Origin of the sequence: Chryseobacterium sp. JM1 (assembly GCF_000737715.1) — a bacterium.
GTDB lineage: Bacteria > Bacteroidota > Bacteroidia > Flavobacteriales > Weeksellaceae > Chryseobacterium.
This window is the reverse complement of sequence record NZ_JPRN01000003.1, coordinates 605,502-619,197: the sequence shown is the minus strand read 5'-3', so window position 1 is coordinate 619,197 and position 13,696 is coordinate 605,502. Positions and strand designations below refer to the sequence as shown.

The following is a 13,696-nucleotide window of genomic DNA, read 5'->3' as shown; positions in this document are numbered from 1 at the left end:
CGTTTTTGTTAAGTATTTTATTGTGTTACTTTGATAATCGCTGTGGTGATCTGCTCCTCTTTTTCTTTTGAATACGTAGAATCAAAAGGCTGCATCACATCGAACAGATACTGGTAGAAAGGCGTGATCTTCTGTACATTTTCAGACTCTTTCATTGCCTTTTCTTTCCCCATCACCTGAAGCTCTTTGATGAAAGCATTGAACTTTTTATCAATCGGCTCTATGGATTTTACAAGGTACGCGTAGGCTTTATCATCCTGTCCAAGCTTCTTATAGGCATCTGTAACGGCTGCAACGACAAGAGAATATTCCATAGGTTTCGTTCTCATCTGTCTTCTTGCAAAGTTCTGATCTGCCGGAGCAAGACTTAGATAATAATCATACTCTTCAAAAATTCCTTTTTTAAGGATTTCTGCCAGCTCAAGACCTTTTTTCTCCTGTCCTGCAATGATATATCCTGTTACCATAGCACTCAGTGAACGCGGATCATTGAATTTTTCAGCAGGAATTTCTTTTGATGCAAGATCAAGTAATTCTACTGCTTTAGCCTTCTGACCGTTTAATGCAAGTGCTGAAGCGGCTCTGCTTGCTGACATTCTATAGCTCATGATATTGGATGTAGCGGTTTCATCAAAATGGCTCTTTAAATGTTTGAAATTACCCCATCTGAAGTTTTTCACTACATTATATAAAGAATTAGGATCTACTCTTCCCATATCTCCGTCTACGTTCTGAACGGTATGGATAGGAACCAATCTGTAGCTGAATCCGTCAAACTGAAGGTATTCGTTCAGATAGAAAATATTTTCGTTATCGTAAATTCCTCCTGATGAGAAGTTGATTGGACGTTTCCAGTCAAAATTCGCCAGCATATCCAGCATGATCAGGTTGTTTTTATAAAGTGTGTTTCCTTTATAAGTAATCATGATCTGGTTCACTACGTTCGGAAGATCGGCCTGATTAATGATTCCTGCCTTTAATGCATTTTCCTTATTTACAGGAAGAATGAATTTGTTCACCGGAAGAATATTGTATTTCTCAAACTTTTCTTCCCCGAAATACATTTTTAAAAGTTCGTCTTTTTCAGGAGACTTGAACTTGATAAAATTAACTGCCTCTTTCAGCGTTAATGAATCCTGAGTAAGATATTTTCTGAAGGCTGCGAATTGGGTATCCGGAACGCCTTGTTCTTTTAACATAGAGAAAACGCCTTCCCAGTCCTCTTTCTTCATCATATAGATCTGGTCATTCACCCCATCTCTGTAATCATCGTGAGTCAACTGGCTTGGAATTCCTGCCGCATTATATGTTTTTCTCTTGATCTGATCTAAGTTCCATGGTGTAGAAGCAAGCGTGAAATTCACCACTTTTACATCATCTCTGAATCTTTCCGTTTCCTGAATAGCCCATACCGGATAGGTATCATTATCTCCGTAAACAAATAAGATATCGTTTTTCGGAAGCGATTTTAATACGGAATAAGCATAATCATAAGCCGTATATCTGTTGCTTCTGTCATGTACATTATAGTTCTGGAAGCCCATCATGAAAGGGACACCCAATAAAACTACACCCAGTGCAATGTTCGCACCATTAGATTTTACTTTGGACTGGATAAACCATAAAATAGCGCCGGCTCCCATTCCGATCCAAATGGCAAATGCGTAGAACGAGCCTACCATCGCATAATCTCTTTCTCTTGGTTCAAATGGTTTTACTCCTGTATAGAAAACAATTCCGACACTGGTTAAGACAAATAAGGAAAGAAGTGCATAGAATCTTCCGAAGTCCCTGTTTAACTGGAAGAAGAATCCGATCAACCCTAAAATTAAAGGTAAAAAGAAGAATTTCACGGTACTTTCATTCTGGAATTTTGCAGGCATTTTATCCTGGTTTCCTAATAAAGCATTATCTATAAAAGAAATTCCCGAGATCCAGTTTCCTTTAGTATTTTCCATGTTTCCTTCAAGGTCGTTCTGTCTTCCCACGAAGTTCCACATCAGGTATCTTACGAAATAATAACCGTTCTGGAATGTAATGAAATAGTCCATATTCTGAGCCAGTGAAGGCTTCTGAACATTGATCAGATTATAAGGCTTCACTTTCAGATAATCTGCCGCTGTGATAGATTTATCTTCATATTTTCCTCTCAGTTCATCAAAGATCTGCTTTGCCTGAGGATTGTCTGCCACATCTTCATTAGCATAATTGAAGGTAAAATCAGGAGCTCCGTACATTGAAATGTAGTTCGCCATCACATCCTTATCTTCATTGAACATTCTAGGCATTAAGCTTACCTGAGATTTGCTGAAAACATAATTGAAACGGTCTCCGGTTTTTCTGTACGTTCCGGTTTTCTCATCTTTTTCGTAGATCTCACCTGTTTTCTGAGTTTTGAAACTTCCGTCTTCATTTTTCTCAATTCCATTCGCATCAAGGAAAGCGGTATAGTTCTGTCCGTAAATGGTTGGCCAGTCACCGTACTGCTCTCTGTTGTAATAATCCAGCATACCAATAGCCGTATCCGGATCGTTAAGGTTCATCGGAGGGTTCGCATTCGCTCTGATAGGAATGACCATCCAGCATGAGAAACCGATGATCATATACACCACTGACAATGCAGCGGTCTGATAAATATTTTTCTTAGCCTTTCTTGCATATTTAATGATGAAGAAACAAGCTACTGTCATTAAAATAAATGCGACAATTGTTCCTGAGTGGAAAGGAAGTCCAAGTCCGTTTACGAAGAATATTTCAAGTCTTCCGAACATCGTCATGATCAGCGGGAAAATAATTTTAAAAACAATAATCAAAATTCCCAGCGTGATCGCATTAGCCCAGATAAAGTTTTTCCAGGTAAATTTGTAATTTCTTGCATAATAAACCAGACATACGGCCGGTACTGCAAGCATCCCCATCATGTGTACCCCTACAGAAAGTCCTAATACAAAGAAAATAAGGATGATCCATCTTTCGCTGTCTTTCGCCAGGTACTCGTTTTCCCATTTCGTAATCAGCCAAACCAGCAAAGCGATAAACATGGAAGCCATGGAATATACTTCTCCTTCTACTGCAGAAAACCAGAAGGTATCTGAGAAGGTAAAGCACAATGCGCCTACCGCTCCTGCAAAAAGAATAGAAATTTCCTGATGCTTCGTTACTTCATCAAAATCCTTGTTTAAAAGTCTTCTTACAAAATGTGTAATCGTCCAGAATAGGAATAAAATCGTCAGTGCACTGAACAAGGCAGACATCGCATTGATGACGATAGAATAGTTTTCTCCTTTTCCTAAAGCAAAAATGGCTGCCACGGCACCCACGATCTGGAATAAAGCCGCTCCGGGAGCGTGCGTTACTTCAAGTTTTACAGCTGAGGAAATGTACTCGCCGCAGTCCCAGAAACTGAAATTGGGTTCTATGGTCGACAAGTACGTGAAAAATGCAATGACAAAAATCACCCATCCTAAAACGGTGTTCCATTGCTTAAAAGTCCAATTTTTCATAGTATTAAATCAATTACGCGAAAATAAGGCTTTTATAGCATTCTATGGTGTTTTTAACAAAATTTAAAAAATTTGGCGTAGTATTTGTGATCGTACTTCGCGTAAGATTGCAAATCAGAAAATAAATTTTGCTGAATCGCTGGCTTGAAATCAAACAAAAGTTTAGTAATTATTTATTTTTTTGTATTTTTGCGGTCAGATTTTTATTGAAAATAACAAATAATGAGTAATGTTTACGATAATATTCTTGGCCTAATAGGACATACTCCTATGGTGAAGCTTAATACTGTTACAAAAGATATTCCTGCAACCGTTTATGCCAAGTTAGAATCATATAATCCTGGACATTCCACAAAAGATAGAATAGCACTTCATATTATAGAAAACGCTGAACAAAAAGGTTTATTAAAGGAAGATTCAGTAGTTGTAGAAACTACTTCCGGAAATACCGGTTTTTCTATTGCGATGGTCTGTATTATCAAGGGATATAAATGTATTCTGGCGGTAAGCGACAAAACGAAGCCTGAGAAAATTGCTTATTTAAAAGCATTAGGGGCTACTGTATACATTTGTCCCGCCAATGTAGCGGCAGACGATCCGAGATCATACTATGAAGTAGCTAAAAGAATAGCTTCAGAGACACCAAATTCAGTTTACATCAATCAATATTTTAATGAGTTGAATATTGATGCACACTACCAGACTACAGGTCCTGAAATTTGGGAGCAGACAGAGGGTAAAATCACACACCTTTTTGCCTGCACTGGAACGGGTGGAACATTGTCCGGTTCTGGGAAATTTCTAAAAGAGAAAAATCCCGGTATCAAGATCATCGGTGTGGATGCTGACGGGTCTATCCTGAAAAGCTACCACGAAACCGGAGAGATCCATAAAGAAGATGTACATCCTTATCAGATCGAAGGAATGGGAAAAAACTTGATCCCTGCTGCCCTTCTTTTTGACAAGGTGGATGAGTTTGTAAGAGTAAATGACGAGATGTCCGCTTACAGAACCCGTGAAATAGCGCTTAAAGAAGCCATCATGGGTGGATATACTACAGGAGCCGTTACACAGGCCCTTATTCAGTATGCACAGTCTCACGAACTTACCAAAGATGATATCATTGTCCTGATATTCCCGGATCACGGTTCGAGGTATATCACGAAGGTATACAGCGACAAATGGATGGCTGAACAGGGTTTTGTTAATAACTGCGTACACAACTACGATGAAGTTTTCAAAACAGAATTCATCAAATAGAAATATATATAAACCACGATACCAATAAAGTCTTTTGTGTTTTACAGGAAAGACTTTTTCACTTAAAAATTACTATACAAAATGTTAGATATTTTTGAACGTATTAAACAAAATCCAGGTCCATTGGGACAGTTTGCAGATTATGCTGAAGGGTATTTTGTTTTCCCAAAACTGGAAGGTCCAATTGGTCCAAGAATGAAATTTCAAGGTAAGGATGTAATTTTCTGGAGTGCAAACGATTATTTAGGACTTTGTAACCACCCGGAAGTTTTAGAAGCTGATGCGAAAGCTGCCGCAGAATTCGGAATGTTTTATCCGATGGGAGCAAGAGCAATGTCAGGAGAAACTCAGCAACATCAGCAATTGGAAAAAGAATTGGCAGAATTCACTCAGAAAGAAGCTGCTTATTTATTGAATTTCGGTTACCAGGGAATGGTTTCAGCTATCGATGCATTGGTGACAAGACATGACGTTATTGTATATGACGCCGATTCTCACGCGTGTATCGTAGATGGAGTTCGTCTTCACATGGGGAAAAGCTTTACGTTCAAGCATAATGATATAGAAAGTTTAGAGAAAAACCTGGCCAGAGCCACTAAAGTAGCAGAAGAAAACGGAGGAGGAATTTTAGTGATCACTGAAGGCGTTTTCGGAATGAGAGGAATGCAGGGGAAACTTAAAGAAATCTGCGACTTAAAATCTAAATTCAATTTCAGATTATTAGTAGATGATGCACATGGTTTCGGAACTTTGGGTAAAACCGGAGCGGGAGCAGGTGAAGAGCAGGGATGTCAGGATCAGATTGATGTTTATTTCTCTACTTTTGCTAAATCTATGGCCGGTTTCGGAGCTTTCCTTTCCGGAGATGAAACGATTATCAGATTCTTAAAATACAATCTTCGTTCTCAGATTTTTGCTAAATCTCTTACCATGCCAATGGTAGTGGGAGGTTTAAAAAGACTTGAGCTTTTAAGAACACGTCCGGAAATCAAAGCGAAATTGTGGGAGAATGTATATAAACTTCAAAACGGTCTGAAAGAGAGAGGATACAACCTTGGAAACACCAACACGTGTGTAACACCGGTTTTCATTGAAGGAACTACAATTGAAGCTACCCTTCTTGCTAAAGACCTTAGAGAGAACTACGGCGTTTTCACATCAGTAGTAGTATATCCTGTAATTCCTAAGGGAATGATCTTACTAAGACTAATCCCTACTGCATCGCACACAGATTCAGAAATTAACGAAACATTAGCCGCTTTCGATGGTATCCGTGAAAAACTAACTTCCGGACATTACAGAGAAATGGAAAAACAGATGAATATCGAGTACAAACAAATGTAATCCCGATATCATCATATAAATTAATAAAACCACTGAATTATTTTCAGTGGTTTTTTATAAAATAATCTCAAATTGAAGAGTACAAGGTACGGGATATAATTTCTTGTTGATGTAAGTTTGGAATATTGATCCTTGATCAAATAGTCTTTCTCATACATGCTCAGCCTTGATCTTTACCTTAGCCTTAACCTCAAAAAAATTAGCAAATGAAATTTAAGGGTTACCTGTTGGGAGTTTTGTCTTCGGTTTCATTTGGACTGATCCCGATCTTTATCCTGCCGCTGAAGAAGGCACATTTTTCAATGGACATTACTTTGTTCTACCGGTTTTTATTTTCGGCTTTGATGGTCGGAGGATATCTGCTGTATTCCAAAGAAAGTCTGAAGATCAACAAAAAAGAAATGTTGATTCTGTCTGTGCTGGGCGTCTGCTATGCCCTGTCCTCAGAATTTCTGTTCATCGGCTATGATTTTCTGACGCCGGGAATCGCTTCCACGGTCTTGTTCATATATCCGGTCATCGTTGCTTTGATCATGTTCTTTTTTTATAAGGAAAAACTGACCAAACTATCTGTACTATCTCTCTTTTTTGCATTTGCGGGAGTCATCGTTTTATGTTTAAAAGGAAAAGGCCTCGAGATCAATTTTGCAGGCCTAGGGATTGTCATGCTGAGTTCACTGTTTTATGCGCTCTATATGGTGATCGTGAATAAATCCGATCTGAAGGTTTCAGGTTTTAAACTGTCTTTCTATTCCATGCTTTTCACTTCAGCATTTTTTATGATAAAGGCATCGTCCGAAGGTGAATCTTTTGCGATTCCTTCAGTCTCTGTCTTTTTAAATTTCATTGTTTTTGCCTTCCTGACCACTGTTATTTCCAGCCTGTGTTTGGTGTACGCAATCAAATATATCGGATCTACGCCTACTGCTATTCTGGGTGCGCTGGAACCTGTAGTTGCCGTATTGGTGAGTGTTCTTATGTTTCATGAACGATTTACCACCAATTTACTCATCGGCATCACACTCATTCTTTTAGGCGTTACGCTCAACGTGATTTCAGACAACAGAAAGTCAAAACGCAATTCACATAAAATCCTAAAAAATGCCTGACGTTGGTCAGGCATTTTTTTATTTCGCTTTGTTAAACATATATCGGGCGATCTTCCATTTCCCATCTTCCTTTTCCAGGACAAACAGTTCACGGTTTTCTTCCGGCGTTGTTTTATTTTCAGCGCGGATCAGCTGTGTTCCTTTAGACATGGTACGGGCAATCGCATAGTTTTCATTGATGACGGTAATTTCATCAATTCTAAACTTTACATTAAGCTGTAACATTTTGAAAACAAAATCATAACCTCCCTTCAATTGTTCCTGACCTTCAGCACTTGGCGCTCCCTGAGGCATGAATATCCCGTTCTTGGTATACAGGGGCAACACCTGTTCAGTAGATGAAGCGTTAAGAGCATTTTCGTAGGTGTGAAGAGTTTCTTCTATATTCTTTTTGATATCGTTTTCCATTAGTGTATTTTTTTCTGTTGATGGGCTAATTGCAGGATTGCTATTTTCTTTTTTTTCGGTACAGGCTGATAATAGGAATATAACCTGAGCGGCGATGAACATCTTTTTCATCATTATAATTTGGACTTAGCTTCCTCGATATTCACAGCTTTTCCTAGTTTCCCGAATTCATGAAGATCTCCGAAAACTTCAATACGGATGGACTGATCAATACCTCCTACTCTCAAAGGTTCAAAACCTGTTTCTCTGATCACTTCTTCAATATCATTATTGATTTCCATATCATCAGATGCATAAAATAGTACGTCTTTTTCAGGCTCGTGATTGGAAGATGACGCCAGTGTTCCTGCACCCAGTGTTCCGAAGGCTTTTACCAACTTAGCCCCTTTAGGAAGAATGGCTTTGTTCAGCTCTCCTGCTGATTCCATTTCTCCGATGATTTTTTTAAATCCGCCATTTCCGTCCGGAGCAATTGGATTAGAAACATCAACAATGATTTTACCCTGTAAACTGTTTCCGTTGTCATTAAAGAAATCCTTAAAAGCACCAAACCATATTGCAGGTATAATAATATCCGCTGTATTGATTGCCTCTTCAATTGTTGTGCTCTTTGCAAATCCACCTGACTGCGCAGCAAAATCATTCGCTTCGTCTGCATTTCTTGTGGCAACGATAACGTTATGCTTATTGTTGACTAAATTATTGGCTACTGCTTTACCGATATTTCCCAATCCGATAACCGCTACTTTTTTCTGTGTTTCCATTTTTGTAAATTTTAATGTTTTTGTATGGGTCAAAATTAGCACAGATAACGGTGAAAAACCGGCAAACAAGTTTAAGAAAACATCTTAACAATTGGTAAGGCGAATTCTTAACATAGTTTCATAAAACGGATTAATCCTTTATCCTTTTCGCACGGATTTTACTGAGAAACTGAGGCGTAATTCCCAGGTATGAAGCGATTTGTGTATTGGAAAGACGATTAGCCAGCTGCGGGTACTGTTTAAGGAAGAACTCATACTTTTCATCTCCTGTAGCACTGATGTTTTGCAGCATACGGTTCTGAAGTTCAATAAATTTATGTTCAATGATCACTCTGAAGTTTCGGTCAAACTTTGGATAATAGGTATATAAAAACCACAGATCGTGTTTTTCAATCTGCAGCACAACAGAATTTTCAAGGGCTACGATGTGTAATTTGCTGGGCTTTTTGTTGTGGAAACTGTCGATGTCTACAATCCAGTCATTTTCAGAAGCAAACTGCAGGTTATGCTCTACCCCGTCTTTATCTATACTGAACATTTTAAAACATCCGGAAACCACAAAGGTATAATACTGGCACACCTCATTTTCCTGCAAAATAAACTGTTTTCTTTTGATTCGCCTTTCGGTTATCCTTTCTTCCAATACGTCAATTTCATCCTTTGACAGAGGTATATAGGTTTTAAAATAACTGATAAGCGGAGCGGTTTCTTTCGACATTGTGGATAGGTGTGTTTGATTAATAAAATCAATCTCTATGACAATATATCAAAAAAAACTGAATTAGAAATTGGGGAGACAGTTCTTAACTTAATTTTAAACTTACTTTTAATTCCTCAATGGTTTTTTAACCTATTTTTGTATCCTAATCTATACAGATATATTTTCCTTATTTTATCCCGAACACCAATGACAAGAACAGAAAAACTAACAAGAGAACAATTAAATCAGAAGGTAAAAAAAGCTTCAGAAAGATTATATGCTACCATTGATGAATCATTAGAATTGATGTTTACCAGCGGAGACGACTGGGATGAAGACAGTTTCTCAGAGTTTCTTGAAATAATGGATGCAGAAACAGTGGAAAAAATGAGAGAAACAGCGCGACAGCTGGACACTGAGAATGACGACCCGGAGATTTTTCTTATGAAAAATGAAAGCACAACTACTCTGGATTTAGTTACTGAACCGGGTGACGGCTTTATCATTATTCTTATTGAAAACGATATTCATTTAACTGGAAATCTTTTCGTTGAAGAATACGTTACGCTTATCGTTATGGGTGATATAAAAGCTAAAAATATTATCGTTAACGGTTCTTTATTTTCCTCGGGAAGCCTCTCCTGCAATGTGTTGTTTGGGGCCTCCGCTAATGATCATCAGACGTATATCGAAGGAAATATAAACACTTCGCTTATTGCAGAATATGGGCAATATACTGTTTCAGAGAGTAAAATATATTCCGAATATTTACTCAGCACTCACAATACAATAGAAGGAAGATCAGGAAGAGTAATAGAAAATAAAGCCCTTGAACGTGGAAATGAAGCATCTGTACTGATTCCTGAAATCCTTGATGAAAACGGATTTTTTGATGAAGAATCTTTCCTGAAGTATATTGAAATCAAAGAACCTAAGTATCTATTTCTATAAATACAGCTTAAATTTCACAACCTATCAATAGGTATATTATTCAATAATGTCACTTGCAGTATACCTTACAAATTGCCTATCTTTGCATTCGCAATCTGAGGGAAGATCCGGACTGTAACAATATCATTAAAATACTGTTATACAATTATTTAAACTCCGATTGAATGTAAATAAATTTGAAAAATTTCCTGTTGAAAGATCTGCTTCTCATCACTCCGCCTTTTACCCAGCTCAATACACCTTATCCTGCAACAGCTTATATAAAAGGCTTTCTGAATACCAAAGATATTTCCAGCTATCAGACCGATCTGGGACTGGATGTTATTTTGGAATTATTTTCAAGAAACGGAATTGAGAAAATTTTCAACACAGAGGTTAATCTTCAGGAGATCTCGGAAAATTCACAGAGAATTTATGCACTTCGCGAAGAATATCTGAAAACAATAGATCAGGTTATTCATTTTCTGCAGGGCAAAAATCCCACGCTGGCCAGACAAATCTGCAGCATGAATTTCCTTCCTGAGGCTTCCCGCTTCAATCAGTTGGACGACATGGATTTTGCATTTGGAAATATGGGACTTCAGGATAAAGCCAAGCACCTTGCCACTCTTTATCTCGAGGATATTTCGGATTATATTATTGAAAATATTGATGCGGATTTCGGATTCAGCAGGTATGCAGAACGTCTTGGAAAAAGTGCCAATTCGTTTGACGAATTATATTCAAAACTATCAGGAGATCAGACTTTTATTGATTATTTTACATTAAAGATCCTTCAGGAAAAATTAGAATGGGTTCAGCCCAAATTGGTGTGTTTTTCAATTCCTTTTCCAGGAAATTTATATGCAGGTTTCAGGTGTGCTCAGTTCATCAAAAAACATTATCCTCACATTAAAACTGCGATGGGTGGTGGTTTTCCCAATACGGAATTAAGGGAAGTAAAAGATCAGAGGGTTTTTGAGTTTTTTGATTTTATTACCCTTGATGATGGCGAACTTCCTCTTGAACTTCTGTGCAGTAATGTCTTACATCCTTCAGAAGAAGAAGCGGAGTACAAAAGAACATTTTTAATTGAAAACCAAAAGGTTACCTATAAAAATAATTCCAAAAGACACGATTACAAACAGGCAGATATCGGAACTCCGGACTATATTGATTTAAAGTTGGATCAATATGTTTCGGTGATAGAAATTGCCAATCCAATGCACAGTTTATGGAGCGACGGACGCTGGAACAAGCTGACAATGGCTCATGGCTGCTACTGGGGAAAATGTACATTCTGTGATATTTCTTTAGACTACATTAAAATCTACGAACCTATATCAGCTAAAATTTTAGTTGACAGAATGGAAGAGCTCATCAAAACAACGGGTGAAACCGGATTCCATTTTGTAGATGAAGCGGCACCACCGGCATTGATGCGTGAAGTCGCTTTGGAAATTCTGAGAAGAAATCTGGTCGTTACCTGGTGGACGAATATCCGTTTTGAAAAAAGCTTTACGCGCGATTTATGTTACCTGTTAAAAATTTCAGGATGCGTTGCGGTTTCGGGTGGACTTGAAGTAGCCAGTGATAGATTGTTGCAGTTAATCGACAAAGGAGTTTCGGTTGAACAGGTTGCCAGAGTGACAAGAAATTTCACGGAAGCCGGGATCATGGTTCATGCTTATCTGATGTATGGATACCCGACTCAGACCATTCAGGAAACTGTAGATTCTTTGGAGATGGTAAGACAGATGTTTGAAATGGGAATTCTGCAAAGTGGATTCTGGCATCAGTTTGCCATGACCGCCCACTCACCTGTCGGAATTAATCCTGAAGAATTTGGAGTGACTCCCGTGAAGGAAGAAATTTTGTTTGCGAACAACGATATTGATTTCAAAGACAAAACCGGAATCGATCACAGCAAATTCAGCTTCGGACTGAAAAAATCTCTTTTCAATTATATGCACGGAATCAATTTTGAGTTTCCGCTTCAGGATTGGTTTGATTTTAAAATTCCAAGAACACAGGTTCATCCCGATCATATTCACGACTGTCTTTTGGACGAAAACCAATTTGGCTTTAAAGGCAACTCAAAAGTGGTGTTTTTAACCAAAAATGTAATCGCTGAGAATCGCATAAAAAATAAAAAGAAGTACTCCGGGCCATATACGCTTCTTACATTCCACTTAAAAACGAATATTGTAAAGATCGATCTGGAGCAGGATAAGGCGGAATGGCTGATGAAAGTTCTGGAAGAAAATTCTATAGAAAATCCGAAAAAAGTTACAGCTCAGCAACTTAAGAATCAGTTTGAAGAAAATTTCGAAGATTTTGAACTGTTTTGGTTTTCAAAACCGATGCAGCAACTTAAGGAAAATGGGGTCATTTTGAGTCTTTAATTTTCGAGCAAAATAAATCCCGGAAAATCAATTTTCCGGGATTTTTATTATTTTTGACTAAAATCTAATCTATTTTTTACTTTTCACCACTTTCTTTCTGAACAGGACCTACCGTCACTTTTTCCTGAACCTTAATAAAAGTCGGATCCATAATCGCCATCCGTTCTGCAATAGCCTTATACGTAGGATATTTTAAAATGGATGCTCTTCCGGACATTTCCCTGTAAAGCGTAAAACTCTTTCCTCCTGCGGTTTTCAGCTGTTTGGTAGTGGTGATATATTTTCCTATTAATTTGCTTTTAGCATCATAAATCTCAATATCCACAAATGTCTTATCAGAAATGGTGTCTTCCGAGCCGAAACTTACGGGAAGATTTGTAAAATATCCCACAGGAATGCCATTGGACAGGATCTCTCCTACTTTATTCACTTCGATATTCATTTTATCGATTTTGCTTCTGATGGTGTAAGCATCTTTTGTCTTGGAATCCAGTTTTCTTTTGGGAACATTTTTAAAGATTTCATCTAAATTTTTAATATTGATCCCTTTATTATCGATGATTTTCAAGCCTTTTATCGAAGTATAAACCGCTGATTTTTCTTCACCCGAAAATGCCGACGGGGAAATATAGTCCATCTCTATGACTTTATCCCTGTTGTAAACCCTATTCAGTTTGATATAACTGTCTCTTACAGAATCTACTATACTTTTATCAACAAACTCGATGGTATACATCGGGGTTTCATTGAGATCCAGGAAAGTATAGGTATTAGACTTATTGACGATCTTGGCGACATGAATTCCATCCAGGCTTACAATTCCTCTTTTGGTTTTGAAATTCTGGGCACAGGTTAAAATTCCCAGAACGGTAAAGAATATGATTGTACTTTTCTTCATAAAATCAGACTTTTACACATAAAAAAAAGTGTAACCAAAGTTACACTTTCTTGAAAATATATTTAGCTTTTCATTTAATTATTCACAAAGGATGATTCCTTTATTATGATTAAATTCTACAACACCGCTTTTGATAGGATAAGAGAAAACTGACTCTTTATCATTTTCCTTAGTCAGGTTTTTAGCGTAAGCTTCACCAACAGAATTGGTAAAAAGCTTCACCTTTCCCCCGATTAAAGAAGAAACAATTCCTGCGTGGTTTTTCATGATGTGAAATTCACCATTCTTTCCAGGCAATAATACTGATTCTACTTCTCCTTCAAAAACTACGTATTCTGGTGTTAAAATTTTTATATTCATTTTAATTTAGATTAA

Annotated in this window: 11 protein-coding genes; 5 read left to right on the top strand and 6 right to left on the bottom strand. The window is 37.6% G+C overall.

Features of this window, described 5'->3' with window-relative positions:
• Positions 1 to 17 precede the first annotated feature (17 nt).
• On the bottom strand, positions 18 to 3,503 hold the full coding sequence (locus IW22_RS07905) for a DUF2723 domain-containing protein (protein ID WP_034725490.1): 3,486 nt from the start codon (positions 3,501 to 3,503) through the stop codon (positions 18 to 20).
• 222 nt (positions 3,504 to 3,725) lie between these two features.
• Here IW22_RS07905 and IW22_RS07900 point away from each other — a divergent pair, with 222 nt between their 5' ends.
• The 3 genes from IW22_RS07900 (at position 3,726) to IW22_RS07890 (ending at position 7,216) form a co-directional block, all read left to right on the top strand.
• Complete coding sequence (locus tag IW22_RS07900) at positions 3,726 to 4,763, top strand: PLP-dependent cysteine synthase family protein (protein ID WP_034725489.1); 1,038 nt, start codon at positions 3,726 to 3,728, stop codon at positions 4,761 to 4,763.
• Between the two features lie 81 nt (positions 4,764 to 4,844).
• A complete protein-coding gene (locus IW22_RS07895; RefSeq protein ID WP_034725487.1) occupies positions 4,845 to 6,107 on the top strand; it encodes an aminotransferase class I/II-fold pyridoxal phosphate-dependent enzyme in 1,263 nt (420 codons plus the stop codon).
• Positions 6,108 to 6,313: 206 nt separating this feature from the next.
• Positions 6,314 to 7,216: a DMT family transporter gene (locus tag IW22_RS07890; RefSeq protein WP_034725485.1), complete on the top strand. Its 903-nt coding sequence runs from the start codon at positions 6,314 to 6,316 to the stop codon at positions 7,214 to 7,216.
• 18 nt (positions 7,217 to 7,234) lie between these two features.
• Here IW22_RS07890 and IW22_RS07885 read toward each other — a convergent pair whose 3' ends face one another.
• From IW22_RS07885 to IW22_RS07875, 3 genes are all read right to left on the bottom strand, one after another.
• On the bottom strand, positions 7,235 to 7,624 hold the full coding sequence (locus IW22_RS07885) for a YybH family protein (protein WP_034725675.1): 390 nt from the start codon (positions 7,622 to 7,624) through the stop codon (positions 7,235 to 7,237).
• A 113-nt stretch (positions 7,625 to 7,737) separates the two neighbouring features.
• Positions 7,738 to 8,388, bottom strand: a complete 651-nt coding sequence (locus tag IW22_RS07880; protein ID WP_034725484.1) for an NADPH-dependent F420 reductase — start codon at positions 8,386 to 8,388, stop codon at positions 7,738 to 7,740.
• 130 nt (positions 8,389 to 8,518) lie between these two features.
• The gene (locus IW22_RS07875) at positions 8,519 to 9,106 is read right to left on the bottom strand and encodes a Crp/Fnr family transcriptional regulator (RefSeq protein ID WP_034725483.1); all 588 of its coding nucleotides are present in this window, start codon (positions 9,104 to 9,106) and stop codon (positions 8,519 to 8,521) included.
• 189 nt (positions 9,107 to 9,295) lie between these two features.
• Between IW22_RS07875 and IW22_RS07870 the strand changes: the two genes are divergently transcribed.
• Both IW22_RS07870 and IW22_RS07865 read left to right on the top strand, forming a co-directional pair.
• Positions 9,296 to 10,039 (top strand): hypothetical protein, encoded by a 744-nt coding sequence (locus IW22_RS07870; RefSeq protein ID WP_034725481.1) that lies wholly within the window; start codon positions 9,296 to 9,298, stop codon positions 10,037 to 10,039.
• Between the two features lie 191 nt (positions 10,040 to 10,230).
• Positions 10,231 to 12,423: a B12-binding domain-containing radical SAM protein gene (locus tag IW22_RS07865; protein WP_034725674.1), complete on the top strand. Its 2,193-nt coding sequence runs from the start codon at positions 10,231 to 10,233 to the stop codon at positions 12,421 to 12,423.
• Positions 12,424 to 12,499: 76 nt separating this feature from the next.
• Here the strand turns inward: IW22_RS07865 and IW22_RS07860 are convergent, their stop codons facing one another.
• On the bottom strand, positions 12,500 to 13,321 hold the full coding sequence (locus tag IW22_RS07860; RefSeq protein WP_034725480.1) for a hypothetical protein: 822 nt from the start codon (positions 13,319 to 13,321) through the stop codon (positions 12,500 to 12,502).
• Positions 13,322 to 13,399: 78 nt separating this feature from the next.
• Positions 13,400 to 13,681: a FoF1 ATP synthase subunit delta/epsilon gene (locus IW22_RS07855; RefSeq protein ID WP_034725479.1), complete on the bottom strand. Its 282-nt coding sequence runs from the start codon at positions 13,679 to 13,681 to the stop codon at positions 13,400 to 13,402.
• Positions 13,682 to 13,696 lie beyond the last annotated feature (15 nt).